Here is a 15,956-nt window from a genome sequence, read left to right on the forward strand (position 1 = left end):
TCGCAATACAACTGAGGAAATCACATGGAATTACGTAATGAGCGCGGAGATATTGCCAATGTTGCCGATAATCTTACTCTGAAAGAGATCACTGAGATGGGGTTCTCAATCGATATTTGCGATGAGTCGTTTGATCCTTCTGAGCGATGGCATGCAAGTAGTGAAGCTCATCCCCAAAGTGCAGAGTTTCCCGAAGATTAGCTACAAGAGTCGTTATGTGCGTCTCTGAATTCCTAAGTTCTGAACTCAGAGGCGCAGTTTTGAATAAAGCGGTGGCAGATATCAATATTGCTTTACAGCATGGTGTTATGACCGATATCAAACTTCTTAGATAGAATATCCTTGGGTATTTCTCCTGCTTGTAGGCATAGCTTTTTTCTTTCTGCTTTTATTATGAGGCAAACATTTCCATTGCCGTCATCGTGAACGTAATCGTAGTAGCGTTTTAACCCAAGATCATTATTTAGTTTAACATTGAGTCCTTTTATGGTTGGAGAAAATTGACCATTTTTGTATATATAGGTGTCAGTCACGATAAATATATAATTACCAAAGAGCAGATTAAGAAAAACACCTTTATTAGCATGGTGTATCTCACCGTCAACATAAGCGATTGCTGTGTAATCAAACCCTTTGTAGCTTGATATAACAAGCCTAATTTCACCTGCATTATCATAATATGCCGTCATAGGTTGGTACGTAAAAAATGTTTTTACTATGACGTAAGTGATTAATAATGTGGTCAATGATAAGTTGATAATAAAAAACTTTTTCATAACTGAAATACCTGCCAATACTTAGCTATGATCAAAAACTGAATGACTAATAACACTAAGTTTAAATAGGTAAATTTGTTTTGAAATATATTTGCCACTTTATCTCGGTGAAATTGTGATGATGGCAGTGATGTTGATTCGCTTGATGGGAGAATAGGGGTTTTGATTTCAATTTCTTCGATTTTTTCCGCTAAATAGTAACCCTTGCCTCGAGAAGTCATGACGACTTCGTCTGGCGTAAAGCCACGAATATGTTTGCGTATGTTGTTGATGAGTACATTTAAAGAGCTTTGTGTGACCACTCTCCCTTCCCAACATGTCATTAGCTGCTCACGGTCACAAGTCTTTGGGTATGCGTCAGATAACATTTTAAGGACATTATATTCAACCAAGTTCAAAGGGACTTGTTTTATGATGTTTTCAGAGTCAGTAAATTGCAGCTCCTGACGATTTTTAACGAGTTTCAACATACACGCCTAAACTTATTATTATCAGATGGTGATTGTATAATTATGTACCCTAATTTTGAGTAAGTGCTGATAATATCATCTAATAAAGTTTTTGTAGAGTTAATAAGTGAAATGTAAATTATTGAATTTCGTATGTATTTTTAGTTTATATAATCAAGTTCAATAACTTGAATTTCACTTTGTTGCATAATAAATCTAGTTGGTACAATCATTTTGTCATCGGCTTTATTTAGAAAATCACACAATGCACTACCTTTAGATGGTTAAACTTTATGTTGGTTCACTTGTTGGATTAAATACGACTTTGGTTTATTTGAGTGAATATGGCTATGACAGAGCTATTTGTGAAGCTACACAGATTGAAGGGGAGCCGCTTGCCTGCTGGCGTGTTTCACTTGTAAAGTTGTTAGAGCGTTAAGTAACTGCAGGAGACGTGCGATGGAAGAGTGGCCACAGCCGAGGGAGATCATGCGAAGTGGTAACTTCCCCTATATCTTCAAAATCGAAGAGGATTTCACCCAGAAAACCAATTGGAAGTTGGAGAAAGCCTTTGACTCAGAATGGTTAAATATTTCTGTCGATGGTGTGATTACCGTAAAAGCCAACCGCACGGGTTATGCATGGGATGGGTGTACCCCAAAATGGAGTATTTGTAATTTATGGGTGCTAGGGGTGCCAGATGGGCACATCGATTACCGCACCATGCGCCCTTATACCTATCATGCATCACTAGTACATGATGCGCTTTATCAATATCTTGATACCGTTCCGGTCACCAAAGAACAGATTGATTCACTGTTTTTAGAGATGTTGGGTGACTTTAAACCAAGGAAGCTTTACCACTTTGCTGTAAAGCATTTAGGGGGAAGGGGTGTTAAGCAAACGGGCATTCGCTGAGGATTATCAAAGCGCTTACTATCCGTAAGCGCTTTTTCGTTGGGTTAACTAAGCAAGTTGTAGATCAGTGCAGAAATAGCCACAAGCCCAGTGAGTAAAATAAAGTAAGTCGCTGCAGTTTGACGATACGGTTTTAGTGCTTCTACTTTGAAAGCCGCAACCATCGGCATGATAAACAAAATCATCGCAATGACAGGCCCTGATAGGGCTTCGATCATGCCAAGAATACTTGGGTTAAGTACCGCTGCTGCCCAAATGGACAAAAATAAGAACAGCGTGGTAACAGCGTCAGATTGAATCGCAGTCAACTTGGTGTATTTGGTGAGAAGGCCATTCATGCTTTCGCGAGCCCCTAAAAAGTGCCCTAAGAATGAGGATGTTATCGCGATAAATGCAACTAAAGGCCCTAATGTTGCGATGTACGGATTATCGGTAACATTTGCTAAGTAAGAAAGCACGGAAACATTGAGGGACTTGGCTTGTTGTAGCTGCTCTGGTGATAACGCCAGCACACAAGAAAATACAAACAGCAAGACAAACGCCATCAGCATCAAACTGGTTCGCTTTAAGATCTGCTCGCTCTTTTTCTGATAGTTGTTTGGGTATTCGCGTCGTTGCTTGTTCGCAAAGCTTGAAATAGCTGGTGTGTGACTAAATGAAAAAATAATCACAGGGACCGCTAACCAAACGGTACTGATAAATTGTTGCCCATCAGGAATTGAAAGATCTGGCATTTGCCAGTTTGGGATCAAATACAGTGATAACAGCGCCAGAATTGCAACCAAAGGGTAAACCATGATGGCAAAGGCACGCAGCATTAACTTTTCCCCACCGAGCATAATCGCAATCAAGCTAAAGACAAGCGTTGCAGATAAGAGCTCTCGAGGCGGTGGTGTCATTTTTGCCTGATTGACCAGAAAACTATCGACAGTGTTGGTAAGACCTACGCCATAAATCAATAAGATAGGAAAAATGGAAAAGAAATAAAGCAAGGTGATTAACCGGCCTGCATAAGAGCCGAAGTGTTCTTCGACCACATCAGTAAAATCCGCATTTTTATTCTTTGACGATAGAACAAAGCGCGCTAAACCACGATGCGCGAGATAGGTCATCGGATAAGCTAACAGGGCCATCAGAATGAGCGGCCAGAACCCACCAATACCGAGGTTGATTGGAAGAAAGAGAATGCCTGCACCAACGGCGGTGCCAAATAAACTGAGCATCCAGTGAGTATCCAGCTTTGACCAATGAGAGCTATTGGTTAATTCACTGAAATATCTTGTTTTTCTAGATTCTTGCACTTCGTTATTAACTTGTTTTGGAATTTTAGGCGGTGGATAGTAACGAAATTAGTGAGGTGGATCATTTTAGGGAGCTAGATGAATGTGCTGGATATGTAACGTGTGTTTTACGGTCTCACTAACTGAAGCTAATTTTTTAATTAATTACTCTGGATTATTAGTATTTAATGGATTTATATGTCGAAATTTTAATGTAATTTGGTTGTTGATAAATTAAGCTATTTTATAGAATGCTATAACTAATAGTCTCAAGAGCATTTAAAGACAACGCGATTTTTACCTTGTCCTTTTGCTTCATACAAAGCTTCGTCAGCTCTTGCGATAGCTTGATGGAAGTTAGAGTCGGAAAGTTCGGGTACGGTGACACCAATACTGGCCGTGCAGTGAATACGTTTACCGTTATTCTGGATATAAGTACCTTCGATTAAGGCTCTTAACGTTTCCGCAATTCTTAGCGCATTATCCTTATCGACATTTCTCAGTAGGAGCGTGAACTCTTCTCCGCCAAAGCGAGCAAAGAGATCATCCTCTCGCTTGTATTGCTCAACAACTTTAGCAATCGCCTGCAACATCTCGTCCCCTGCCATATGACCATAAGTGTCGTTGAGGTGCTTAAAGCTGTCGATGTCGATAAACAAAATGGCATTAGCCACATCATAATGGCGCGGTTGTTGGCCGATGGTTTTGGTCGCATCAAGAAATGCTCGGCGGTTTAGGATCCCGGTGAGTGGGTCCAAGTTTGCTAGTAGCTGTAATTCATCCAGATGCTGCTTTTCGTAAATTTGCTTAGAAATCCATTGGCTTAAGGTCGAGAATATCAGAGCGTCATGTTGTGAGTACGCATCGGATTTATGATGCGCAATATTTAGCGTACCAAAGCACTTCTGGTTGTGTATCAGAGGGGCGTCCATACATGAAAGCAAGTTTGCACTTTCTAACCAGCGACAGTCTTTCCATTGGCATTCCCGAGTGTCAGGACAAATGGCGACTAATTTTTGCAAAAATACCTGACCGACAAAGGTTTCAGAAATGGGGATCAATGTATCTTGAGGAATGATGTTTTTGCCATCAACTTTATAAAGTCTTAAGTGTTCGCTATCAGCACTAAACGTAATGCTGGTACGGTCTGAACGGAAAACTTGTCTTATCCAGTGTGTGGTTGTCGACAGCAGCTCTTCAAGTGAATTGGCTCGTGACAGTTCGTCGAAAAAATCGATGGGTAAGCTGACGGTGCACTGCGGTGTTGATTTACCTGACTTGCTCGGTTCCATAACGACATCCTGTCCTTGCACGATATCCTCTCATTACGTGATCACTATGATCAAAGTGTAGGGAAAGAGATTCGACAAGCCCGTCTTATTTGTGAGACTTTATAAAATATAGGCTGGAATATAATTCCAGCCTATTCATGATTTATCGTAATCGTACAACGTTCGTTTCTTGAGCGCGCTGTACATCAGAGAAGCTGCGTACAAATGGGCCTTGCGCTTGAACTTGGTTTGGCAAGCGGTTGATTGCCTGTTTTGCCTGCTCGTAGCTGCTGTAATCACCGTAAATGACCACGTACCAACTTTGTCCGTTTGAACGTGTCCAGTTTACCCAAACTGGGTCTGCGCCTGGTAAAAAGCTAAGTTGGCTGCGCAGATCTTTCTCTTTTTGTAGAGCAAGTACCTGTACGGTGTAATGTGTTGGGTTTAAGTCTGCGTAAGCTTCTTCTGATGAAACGGAGTTTTCTTCACTGATCTCAACATCTTCAGGGATGGTGTTTGTTACCAATGCTGAATCTGCTGGATCTTGGTTATTCAGGCCAGCGTCGTAATCGTAGTTGTATTCACTATCAGTGCTTGTTTCGCTTGAGCTATAGGCTTCCTGACACTGGAAATTGTCATCGCTGATTTGAGATGGTAGTAGGTAGTTTGTGCTACATGGGCTTTCTGAAGTTGCACAACCTGCAAGCAACAATGTGGCTGCAATTGCTGATGCTGCCATCTTGCGAGACATAGTTTTCATGTTGGAATCTCCGGTTAACTAAATGCTTTTTTGCGTTTGCGCATGGGATTCTATAGAGTTCCGACTCGAATTGTGCGTATCTAAGTTGAGAGACTGCTTAGAAAAAAGTTTTCTGACAGTGTGCTTACATCAGGTTGAAAATAGGCTAAAAAAACTGATGTTTTTGTATACAAAATGGCTCCTTGAAAGGAGCCATATAAAAATTGCCAGTAATTACTTAAATGAAAGCGTTGCGCTGTTCAATGTACCGGCATCGTCGGCGTATTTATCTTCAATGACTAAACGCCATTGACCATTGATATCAGCCTTAGTTAATCCCGTAATACGAGTGTTAGTTTCGAATACTTTACCTGAGTCGTTGCCGTTACTCGCTTTAAGATGGAGGAACTTGTTGGTCGGGGAGTACAGTTTGATGTCTAAGTCGCCAATATATTGGTGTTTAACATTAATAGAGAAAAAGACACCATTTAATTCACCGTTATATTCAACGTTAAATGGCACTTCTGTTGTGCGCGCATCCAATAAAGCAACAGGCTTAGAAATAGAGTACTCAGATTGTCCGTCAGGTTTAGGCTCTGTTGGAGGTGGAGTACCTGTATCGGTGCCAGTGCTCTCAAACATGTTAGCAATGATTGGTGCATGCAAATTGATAACACGTACTGAGTTTGCTTCGCCCTTCACGCCACAAGGCTCTTGGTCACCCGTTGGGCCACAAAGTGTATCTGGGTTGGAGAAGGTGTAAGACGGCCCATGCACACCAAATTTGAAACCGTAAGCCATGGTTGTTGCGAATTTATTCTGTGAGGCATGACCATAAGCATCAGGATAGGCACGCTGATCGATCCCTTGGGCGCGAGCATGTTGTAGACCGAAATTATGACCAAGCTCGTGGATTAAGGTATCTTCACCACACAACTCACTCATATACGAGTGACTAAACATGGTTTGTTTCGCTGGTTGTTTGAATGTGGTCCACGCAAGCCCGCAACTGAATAATCGTCTTACCGGATCATAGTCTTGAGGCGTATTGTCTAAATCGAAATGACGCAGAAGTGCAACCATATCTGCACCTGCTGCTTTACGATCGGCTTCTACGGTTTTAAACGCAGGATCTTGCGCAGATTTATTAGAGAAATATCCGTCAGGGGTCAAGTCACTGAGGGCTTCACTTTGTGATTTTTTACGCCCTGGTAATGAGTCATAGTTGTACTCTTTGGTTGCAACCATATTAACACGCACATCAAGACCACTACGTTTCAATATTTGGTTACCCACATTAAAACGGTGCTGCATCTCTGCAATATGATCTTTCGATTTATTTTTAAACCATTCAGCGGTTCCTTTTGTATATACTGCCATTACATCAATATTTGTCGTTTCACTAAACGCAGGCGCAGAAATACCCGCCGCTACAGCTACAGCCAATAACGCTTTTTTCATAATAGTTTCCTAAGTGTTGTGTTTAATCTTTATTAAGTTCTATGTTTAATTTTCTGATTTAAAATAGACTTAGTTTAAATATGGAAATTAGTGAGACATACCCTCCGGGAGATCATGACTGTGATCATGAGGTTGAGGCTGTCTAGTTGGTACTTCATATATCCAAGCACTACTTCCTTTTCCTTCAACTCTAATTACGCCATTTGGGTGACCAATAAAGCCAAGAACTGAAGACTCACCAAAGGTAAACGTCACTGGGTAATTTTGTCCTTCTACATCAAAATTGCCTGACCAGGTACGAATGCCTTGATTCTGAAATTCGTTGAACTCCACCTCGACATTGATATCAGAACTATCCGGCAGATTGAGCGTGAGTGAGTCACCTTGATTGAGTGCGCGGAATTTAGAAATGTTTTCTATTTCAATGGCTTTGATGTTTTCAATTAGTGAACTCTCTGGTTTAAGGACATCGAGTTCAACGGTGGAGTTAATGTCTTGCCAAGCGCTACCTAAATTCTCGGGTGCGCGTTTTTTTTCTATAGTCATCGCTGGTTGAACCATTGACTCAGGTTCATCAGTTTTATTAGGGATCATGACATCTTCATTGTTGCCATCTAGCTGGGACGGCTTAGAAGTGCTGACTGCTTGACTCGGTTCTTTAATCACTTCAAATGACTCATTCTGCTTGCTGTTAGTTTTTATATTTTGTTTTGGGTTGGACGATGGTGCTTCAAAGATAAATACGAAAAGCACGCTAACCAATAGAATAAGTAGTAATGAGATGGACAGTTTATATTTCATGTATATTTCCTCATCTGTAAACTTCCAAGATTCGGACAATATAAGAATAAATTTTTTAAAATAAATAAAATTGATTTGATATAGGTTCCATATTTTGTAGAGTAATGAATCTACAAATATAGTTTTATGGGTTAGGTTCTCACTTTAAATTAACTTTTAAATTATTGTTTCTATACTGACATATTAAGAACAGCTTAATTTAGTGTTTTTATTATTAATGTAAGATTAAAAGTTGATTATTTTATTATCGTTAGAACAATTAATTTAAAAACACTATTAATTAAAAGTAATTTCAAAAGGAGAAGATATACAGGCTTACTTGGGCTTTGTTGCTTAAATCAATGGAACTAAATCAAGAAGCTACGATCTGATCGGCTACACCCATCAATCGTCGTAGCCTCATGCCGAAACCTCGTTACAAAACAATTAACTGGAAGCAGTACAATAAAGCCTTAATCAACCGTGGTTCTCTGACCTTTTGGATTGATGAGGATACGATAGCCGAGTGGAAGCAAAACAAACAAGGTAAGCGCGGTAGACCTCGTCGATTCAGCGACTTAGCCATTACTACCGCACTGATGGTGAAACGCGTTTTCTCTATGCCATTGAGAGCGCTGCAAGGTTTTCTAGACTCTGTATTTAAGTTGGCTAACATCCCACTTGTTTGCCCGCACTACACCTATATAAGCCGCCGAGCTAAGGAAGTGGAGGTTTCATTTAGACCCAAAACCAGAGGAGCAATACAACATCTGGCCATTGATGCCACAGGCCTCAAGGTTTATGGCGAAGGTGAATGGAAGGTCAAGAAGCATGGTACTGATGGGAAGCGCAGAGTCTGGCGTAAGCTGCATATCGCAGTAGATACAAGCACCCACGAAATAGTCGCAGCAGAGTTGAGCTTATCTAACGTAACCGATGCCGAAGTGCTCCCCAACTTACTCAAGCAGACACGTCGTAAAATCATTGAGATATCAGGTGATGGCGCTTATGACACAAGGAATTGCCATGATGCTATACGGATCAAGTGAGCGGTTCCGCTCATCCCGCCACGAGAAGGTGCTGCCTTTTTGGAGCAAGGACACCCTCGCAATTTAGCGGTAGGTTGTCAGAAGCTCTACGGCTCCAACAAGAAGTGGAAAAAGCGGTATGGCTATCACAAGCGCTCGCTATCAGAGACAGCGATGTACAGAGTAAAACAACTACTAGGTGGGAAATTGAGCCTAAGAAATTACAATGCTCAGGTTGGCGAGACTTACGCCATGATCAAAGCACTGAACAAACTTACAGGGCTTGGTATGCATGAAACTCAGTGTATTGTATAAAAGTCACTCAACTTTAGGAGGTTTGGTTTCTCGTCTGAATTACGCAACAAAGCCTTCCACTTAGTTCAATATTATGTAAATAATATAAGTTTTTATTTTGGAATCATTTGAAATGAGACAGTATGGCTATCTTTTGTTTATATCATTTTCAGTTTTAATTCTAGGCTGCGATAATCATGAAAGTGTAAGGGTAGAGCCTAAAGTAAAGAAGCATAATGAACCCGTTCCAATTCGTTTTGGTTACCTTCCTTATGGTGAGTATAAGGTTTCTTTGAAACAGACTCATACAAGAACTATAACTACAACACCTCAGCTCGCTCAAACTCGAGATAATCCTCTCATTGTTGAAAGCTACACTGAGTGGAACTTGACTCATAAGGATGATTATTATCAGTTTAATTTGGTCGATCTACACTATGAGTATGAATTTCCTTCTCATATTCTAGTATTCGATACTCGAACTGATAGGGTGGCAATCGAGAATAAAATTAATGGTGTTGCTATTAGTGTTACGGATAAGGGTAAACAAGACTTCGCCACTGCGCTTGAATCGTTAAAAAAAGTTAAGGGCTTTTCTTTCTCTCTAGGAAGAGATACAAACCTAGCAGAAGGGACTTTTGATCTTATTTCAAGTTATCAGCTACTTCCGGACTCTTTTCAAGTTGTAGATAACCCCTATTCTCCTCATGAGGAAATTGAGCTGCATCTGGGGAAGGAAAAAATCATTCCGATATTTACAATGATGATGGCTCGTCCATTAAAACCCATGATTGCTAATGAAAAGTATGAATCGGATTTAGGAAATTGGACGCTATCATCAGGGGCAGATAGGTTGACTTATGAACTGGAAAGCGGAGACGCTACGAGATTAATAGTAAATAAATTTGATCGTAATAATCGTTTGAAAAGTAGCTATTTTAGGAGTGTTAGCTCAACCAAGCAAAAGACAAAATTTGGAGGGATTATCAGGAAGTATGTTCATGAGGCAGAGATCGTTCTTACTGTTGCTGACTCTTTATAAAAGTCGTTCAGGTTGTCTGGATACAATACAATGGCGGTGCCGTAATTTGTGAATACACTGAAGGTCAGCTATTAAGCTGGTCTCTTGAGCGCAAGTCTAGTTAATCAAAAGACTTAGCCAGTACATACCCTTCAATGATGGTTTGTAACCTAAATCATCCTTGCCATAACGTCTTTATAGAAGCACGATTCATTCGCTTAGTATTCTTCCAATGTAATAGTCTGGTTAATGTGACTATTACAGAGTCAATACTATTAATTAATGAGGGAATATTTGATGAAGGGGTTCAGGTTATTTATCGGAAAGTCAATTGATATAATTTTTTGATAAAAATTGTTAAGGTGGTTCAAAAGCTATAAAATGCTTGAAGCTACAGATTGTTTCAAATGTGATAAGTTACTAGCCTCATTTTTAAATCTTGATTGCTATGAAAAAATCCCCGTTTCGCTTGAACGTGCTAGCCGCTTTAGTTTTAAGCTTTCCTGTCTATTCGGCTGGACCCACTTTCGAATGTAGCGACCAAGCTACCGAAAAAGCAAGAGCGTTGTTTCTTAAACACTATAAGAGAAAAGATTACGCAGCGGCATACTACTCACTTTATTTGTATACAGATACCTGCCCTGAACTATTTCGGTGGTCTGCCAATGAAAAAAGTCTGTGGCTAATCAGTGATTATGCCTTAGTTGCCACTAAATTAGCTGATCCTCAGCGCTGTGAAGAAGCTGCTAGGCTCGTGCACGCGACATCACCAATAAGGAAAGAGTCCATTGAGCAAGCTTTCTTAACCAATTTAAGCATTTGCTCTGTTCAACAGATAGAAAGACAAACCCAGCAGATTTATTCTCGTCGCACTTGTAAGCAAGATAAGTCAATGCTTGCCCTCCCTGAAGCGTGGAACGCAACCTTTGCAGGTTATGATAATGTCGAATGCGTTGGCCCGAAAACACTGACACCTGATTCGAACCTGAGCGTACTCACCAAGAATATTGAAGGTAAGTTTGAAAAAAGCGCTATTCAACCTGACCAGAACATTGAAGATGGAAAAACCCGCTTACTCTTTCTTGATGAAGCGAAACCGTCAATTTTGGTTAATGTCTTTAACCCAGCAGATGCAAATAGCTCACAACCTACGGATAAGCCAGTTGAGTATTTAACAGCAAGAAATACAGAACAAAGTCAGCAGCAAATCGATCAAGTTGACATTGTAAACCGTGGTATGACTTTTATCGTTGCCGACAAACAAGCGCAAGCTTCGGTTGAATATATGGAGTCAATGAAAGCTTCTGTCATGCCCGGTTTAACTGTTGACTTTAATGCGACTTGGATTGGGAAAGAGTTGGTCACAGAACGGCCTTTTAGCTCATCCAACAGCTATGCAGTTGCTCAATATGATAATCAAGTTAAAGTAATCTTCTCGTACTTTTCATCACCGGAAGTACGTATGATTGATTTGCTCACGGGTAAAGAGTCGGTATTGTTTGTGGCAAAATCAGACATTCGAGTATCTTCTGTTATTGGCTCAAAAGTCTACTTAAGTCAGAACAATGATCCACAAAACACTTTAATGATTGACCTTCGCCAAGATGAGCTAAAAGCCGTATTAGCAGTCAATCCACCACAGAAAATCACAGGTCATGCGAGTGGCTCTATTCCTTCACCTCATGGTGATGCGAAGCTAACTCTAGATGATGGAGTACTAAAAATTGAGGATACCCAAGGCACTTCTGTAGTAATCAATATAAGAAAAGGGAATAACGGTTGGAGTGGCTGGCTTATCAATTACCTAGGATGGGGTGTAGATAACTATGAGTTTTACTTCGATAACTCTTCTGCTTTTGCCTGTATCTGGAGAGCGGATTTATTAAATAAACGCCTAGAGCGAATCGTGCCAGTAGAGGATGCTGTAAAACCCTACGCTTTCCGTATTGGCAATGTACCTTATGTCCTCTATACCCACGTATCGGAGAATAAGCTTTATCTCGCGAGCCTAAATCCCTAATAATCAGCTCATCACATCTATATTCAAGAGCAGATCATTGGCTGCTCTTGTTATTTTCTGAAATAGGTGCGTCAAAATCTATATATATCAGCACCTATACCGAATCAACTTGAAGATGCGGGCTTGAGAACCTGAAAATTATCATTAATTCGAGATGTCAAAGAGCCTGCGCTCTCTGGAAGAGTCACAGCAAAAAATTGGGCTATTGCCGCCTTGAAGTCGCGTTTCCTACTGAAGTAAACGTTGTTTCTCGACTTCTCATTCATTACTTTCCATAGCGGCTCTATTGGGTTGAGGTTTGGACTGTAAGGTGGAAGATAATGCAGTTCAATATTAAGGACAAACGCCGCATCTCTGACTAAGTTACTGCGGTGATATCCCGCACCATCTAAGATGATATGAAGCTTATGAGCTAACGGATAACTCTCTCTTAACTTACAGAAAAAGCGAACAATCGTTTCACTGTTAATGCTCTCATAATCATGAACAATAGTAGCCCCGATCCCGATATCTGACAGGTTCAGTGCGCCAATAATGTTCAATCGGCTACGATTCCCCGTTGTTTCAATCGCTTTATCCTGACCATTACAAGTACGTATCCAGCCATGAGATATTTTTGTTGATAGTGTTGGGTGAACTGCGTCGATAAAGACGATCGATTCATTCTTGCCACAGCTTGCCTTTAGCGCTTCGTAAGCATCTATGAAAGCTTGTTGTTTTGCCTCATCAAACTTGTGTGGAATGCCTTTCGGTTGCTTGTAGCTAAAACCATTGTGGTGAAGCCATTTGTTCATACCAGAAACAGTATAATTAAGTCCAAATGTCTCTTCAACGTAGGTGACAATTTGATGAGTATGAGAATAAGTCTTCTCAATCAAATGCTCGATTAGGTGCGTGGTTTGAATAGTAGAAAGCTTGCTTTGGCTTCCGCCATGTTTTTCAGAAAGCACGTAGTCAATGAGGTGGCGTGCAACGGTCGATTCATGAATACGAAGAGCTTGTGAAATCATAGTCTGACTCCAGCCCTCAGAAGCCAGCAAAACAGCCTTAATACGGTCGCAGACCCGACTATCACGTTCAATACCATGCATTTGTTCGAGTGGTAATTTCTGTTGAGGAGTCAGCGTAATTTTCATGATGTGTAGCATGATCCTGATTCTATTGAAAATCAAGCATCTTCAATGATCACGGGTATATACGTTTTTATTTCATTATCTCAATCGTACGACCAATCAACAGGCTAGGCCCCGCTGATATAAATATTAATTGCACTAGATTAAGCCAGTCACCAAAGTCAGATGGAAAAGTCACAGTTAAATATAGCGATACTACAAGTAATACATAGATTGAAATACCATAGCAGACTTGCTTATAGACTCGGCTGTTATTTTTCATTGTGGCAAAAAATAGGGTAAAAACCACCATAGGAGTCAATGCTTGACCCAAGGTGTATAACAAGCCGGACTCATAATAAAGCGCGACGATACTCAATAGCAGCGTAAGAGTGAACGCAACTAAACCAGATAGGATTACTCGCCACCAACTAAAGGTTACTGCGTTAAAGTTAGCGTATAGGGATTCAATACTACTATCTTTGGATGAAAAAACCTTTTTAATTGTATTAACTTCGGTCCAGCTTCGAATAGACGTTGGCGTCCAAATTCGCTTATTCTGGAGATCAACGCAAAGGTAATGAAAGAAATTCTTATCTAGAGCGACACGCTTAGTGTTTTGTTTAGCAAACTGACGTGCAGCACAATCCAGTTCACGAACCATGACTACCGTAATCATCACCGTATGTAGGTTGTTTTTTTCTATACCGAAAAAGTCTAGAACCTCACTGCGCGCTTCATTGCAAATCTGGGTAAGCTCTTTCTTACCAACACGAGAACAGTTGGCATCTGTAAACAAAAGTACTTTAGTCCCCATAGGGTTTATCTTTACTAGCACTCGATTAGCGTAATTCTTGAGGGGCTGTAAAGATGGAATCACCGATTTACTTGGCTTCCAAACAACCTCGTCATCTTGTCGCAATATCGTATTGATAAGCTCACCTCCTATAACCGGTAGTGTTTCTTGATGAGCCTCACAAGCCTCTAAATAATCGATAATATCTTGTTCATATGATTCCGAATCACTGCGCTCCAACTTGTCAGCCCAAGTTTGCTGTTCTGGAAGCTGAGAAGAATGTTGATCAGCATCTAATAATAATGAATAGTTCTGCTCCACAAGCAAACGGTACATCAGCGCTTGCTCGAATGTATCTTTGTTCATATTTTCCTCAGTAGAACACTGCAAAGGGCAATTTTGTTGATAGGTATATGCCCCACTTCTCAGTTAATAGCAATGTTCGTACCATTTTATCAATTCATACGAACTCTTGAAGGAAGCGGGGAAGGCATGACTGAGGTTAGCTAATCACTACCACTCTAGAGCAAAACTTTGCACAATCAGGATGTTTTTTACCTATTTGATATTGTTTAAAGCGCATAGCAGGCCTGGAAAGAGAAAATGCCCTATTTCCACTTATCGCGTGACTAATAAGAAGCCTATCAAACAAGTAAACATGGCTTCTATATGTACAATAGTTTGCAAACCTAGGTATCAACGTTGAGCGAAAGCAACCAATTTTGAGGAACCTAATAACAGCTTAAATATTCACGTTGAACACATTTTCTGGCTCATGTTCACAAAAATAACATTATCCCAGGCAGCTTATTACCTGCCGGAAATTACCAAAGGAGGCTAACATGTGACTTAATGCGCAAATATTAGTGAACAATCCTATCAGCTAGTAGTCTCTTGCCCAAAACATCGAGTAGCCACCTATTTGGGCCAGTTTTTGCCCACCGAGGTTAACGTGTAATATTATCAGCTTAGTATTCACCTTTAACCATTGAATGCATTTGAGAGATCTTCAGTATCCTCATTGTGATTCCGTTCTTACGATCGGCCAGCACATCAAACAGATACATGAACGACAAACATCAGTAAAAAGGAAAAATAAAAATGGGGATGGCAATACTATTTTTAGGCTCTATAAACGCCTTCAAATTTGGAGCATTTGGACTTTTTTTCGGACTGCTGATGCTTTTATTTTTTTGTGAAATATTAAAAAGTAGTGCGCATAGGGTGTTACTCGTGTTGGCTTCTACGCTATTTTTTGCTTTTTTGGGATTTGCAGAGGTCGCCAACACCGCATTCAAGGCCATGGGCTGAGTGAGATGAAGTACACTCACAGGAAAGCTTTTGATGATCGCTTTTGTATTCATTTTCATGTATTTAACTTAGTATCAATCGTAGAACTTAATCAGAAACCTGTAGCAACTAATGAGTATTTACCTACTTAAACCTAAGTTTCAATCTCTCTTGCGTCCTTATGTTGTACGCTTGGCTGATAATGGAATCACGGCTAATCAAGTCACCATCTTTGCGCTTATGGTGACACTCTCATGTGCAGCACTACTCTTTACAATAGGTGCGAGCGTCTGGTGGGGGCTTTTACCCTTAATACTTTTCATCCGTATGGCCTTGAATGCTATTGATGGGATGCTTGCGCGCGAACACAATATGGTTTCACCGCTCGGGTTCGTTTTGAACGAAGTATGCGATTTGGTTTCAGATGCAGCGATTTATCTATGCTTCATCGCAATTGCTGGATTTCATGCTTACGCAATCTTTTTCTTTGTCCTGTTAGCATGGTTAAGTGAAGTTATTGCCATTCTCTCTTTTAAAATCACACAAACACGCGCTAATCAGGGCCCCATGGGAAAAAGTGATCGCGCGTTCTTATTCGGGTTACTGGGCTTGCTCGTTGCAATTGGGGTAGATTTCTCGTCAAGCGGGTCATGGATATTACTTTTCGCGGGACTCACTTTAATCATCACAATATACCGACGTTTACAAACCATTACTTAGG

At 40.5% G+C, this 15,956-nt stretch carries 15 protein-coding genes and 1 pseudogene; 6 read left to right on the forward strand and 10 right to left on the reverse strand.

Going from position 1 to position 15,956, the window contains the following annotated elements:
- Positions 1-24 precede the first annotated feature (24 nt).
- The gene (locus tag ACQEXS_RS08340) at positions 25-201 is read left to right on the forward strand and encodes a hypothetical protein (protein WP_367989258.1); all 177 of its coding nucleotides are present in this window, start codon (positions 25-27) and stop codon (positions 199-201) included.
- A 92-nt stretch (positions 202-293) separates the two neighbouring features.
- Here ACQEXS_RS08340 and ACQEXS_RS08345 read toward each other — a convergent pair whose 3' ends face one another.
- Both ACQEXS_RS08345 and ACQEXS_RS08350 read right to left on the reverse strand, forming a co-directional pair.
- A complete protein-coding gene (locus ACQEXS_RS08345; protein ID WP_427013481.1) occupies positions 294-776 on the reverse strand; it encodes a hypothetical protein in 483 nt (160 codons plus the stop codon).
- Positions 773-1,246: a winged helix-turn-helix domain-containing protein gene (locus tag ACQEXS_RS08350; protein WP_427013482.1), complete on the reverse strand. Its 474-nt coding sequence runs from the start codon at positions 1,244-1,246 to the stop codon at positions 773-775. Before ACQEXS_RS08350 ends, ACQEXS_RS08345 begins: the two co-directional genes overlap by 4 nt.
- 438 nt (positions 1,247-1,684) lie before the next feature.
- Between ACQEXS_RS08350 and ACQEXS_RS08355 the strand changes: the two genes are divergently transcribed.
- On the forward strand, positions 1,685-2,143 hold the full coding sequence (locus ACQEXS_RS08355; protein ID WP_427010498.1) for a hypothetical protein: 459 nt from the start codon (positions 1,685-1,687) through the stop codon (positions 2,141-2,143).
- A gap of 44 nt (positions 2,144-2,187) precedes the next feature.
- Here ACQEXS_RS08355 and ACQEXS_RS08360 read toward each other — a convergent pair whose 3' ends face one another.
- From ACQEXS_RS08360 to ACQEXS_RS08380, 5 genes are all read right to left on the reverse strand, one after another.
- On the reverse strand, positions 2,188-3,444 hold the full coding sequence (locus tag ACQEXS_RS08360) for an aromatic amino acid transport family protein (RefSeq protein ID WP_427013483.1): 1,257 nt from the start codon (positions 3,442-3,444) through the stop codon (positions 2,188-2,190).
- A 248-nt stretch (positions 3,445-3,692) separates the two neighbouring features.
- Positions 3,693-4,715 (reverse strand): sensor domain-containing diguanylate cyclase, encoded by a 1,023-nt coding sequence (locus ACQEXS_RS08365; protein WP_367989263.1) that lies wholly within the window; start codon positions 4,713-4,715, stop codon positions 3,693-3,695.
- Between the two features lie 142 nt (positions 4,716-4,857).
- On the reverse strand, positions 4,858-5,454 hold the full coding sequence (locus tag ACQEXS_RS08370) for an SPOR domain-containing protein (RefSeq protein WP_427013484.1): 597 nt from the start codon (positions 5,452-5,454) through the stop codon (positions 4,858-4,860).
- A gap of 213 nt (positions 5,455-5,667) precedes the next feature.
- On the reverse strand, positions 5,668-6,894 hold the full coding sequence (locus ACQEXS_RS08375) for a proprotein convertase P-domain-containing protein (protein ID WP_427013485.1): 1,227 nt from the start codon (positions 6,892-6,894) through the stop codon (positions 5,668-5,670).
- 87 nt (positions 6,895-6,981) lie between these two features.
- Entirely contained in the window at positions 6,982-7,695 is a 714-nt protein-coding gene (locus ACQEXS_RS08380) for a hypothetical protein (RefSeq protein ID WP_427010495.1), read from the reverse strand.
- A gap of 401 nt (positions 7,696-8,096) precedes the next feature.
- On the opposite strand from ACQEXS_RS08380, the pseudogene ACQEXS_RS08385 reads away from it, so the two are divergent.
- The 3 genes and pseudogenes from ACQEXS_RS08385 to ACQEXS_RS08395 all read left to right on the forward strand — a co-directional run bounded on the left by ACQEXS_RS08385 (position 8,097) and on the right by ACQEXS_RS08395 (position 12,037).
- Positions 8,097-9,017 (forward strand): annotated as a pseudogene (locus ACQEXS_RS08385) (IS5 family transposase).
- Between the two features lie 112 nt (positions 9,018-9,129).
- Positions 9,130-10,038, forward strand: a complete 909-nt coding sequence (locus ACQEXS_RS08390; protein ID WP_427013486.1) for a hypothetical protein — start codon at positions 9,130-9,132, stop codon at positions 10,036-10,038.
- Positions 10,039-10,465: 427 nt separating this feature from the next.
- The gene (locus tag ACQEXS_RS08395) at positions 10,466-12,037 is read left to right on the forward strand and encodes a hypothetical protein (protein ID WP_427013487.1); all 1,572 of its coding nucleotides are present in this window, start codon (positions 10,466-10,468) and stop codon (positions 12,035-12,037) included.
- Between the two features lie 104 nt (positions 12,038-12,141).
- Here ACQEXS_RS08395 and ACQEXS_RS08400 read toward each other — a convergent pair whose 3' ends face one another.
- From ACQEXS_RS08400 to ACQEXS_RS08410, 3 genes are all read right to left on the reverse strand, one after another.
- Positions 12,142-13,173 (reverse strand): IS630 family transposase, encoded by a 1,032-nt coding sequence (locus ACQEXS_RS08400; protein WP_427013488.1) that lies wholly within the window; start codon positions 13,171-13,173, stop codon positions 12,142-12,144.
- A 67-nt stretch (positions 13,174-13,240) separates the two neighbouring features.
- A complete protein-coding gene (locus ACQEXS_RS08405; RefSeq protein ID WP_427013489.1) occupies positions 13,241-14,311 on the reverse strand; it encodes a hypothetical protein in 1,071 nt (356 codons plus the stop codon).
- A gap of 713 nt (positions 14,312-15,024) precedes the next feature.
- Positions 15,025-15,315, reverse strand: a complete 291-nt coding sequence (locus tag ACQEXS_RS08410; protein WP_427013490.1) for a hypothetical protein — start codon at positions 15,313-15,315, stop codon at positions 15,025-15,027.
- 52 nt (positions 15,316-15,367) lie between these two features.
- Here ACQEXS_RS08410 and ACQEXS_RS08415 point away from each other — a divergent pair, with 52 nt between their 5' ends.
- A complete protein-coding gene (locus ACQEXS_RS08415) occupies positions 15,368-15,955 on the forward strand; it encodes a CDP-alcohol phosphatidyltransferase family protein (protein WP_427013491.1) in 588 nt (195 codons plus the stop codon).
- The last annotated feature ends 1 nt before the right edge of the window (position 15,956 follow it).

The sequence above is a fragment of the Vibrio sp. TRT 17S01 genome (genome assembly GCF_050113695.1).
Lineage (GTDB): Bacteria > Pseudomonadota > Gammaproteobacteria > Enterobacterales > Vibrionaceae > Vibrio.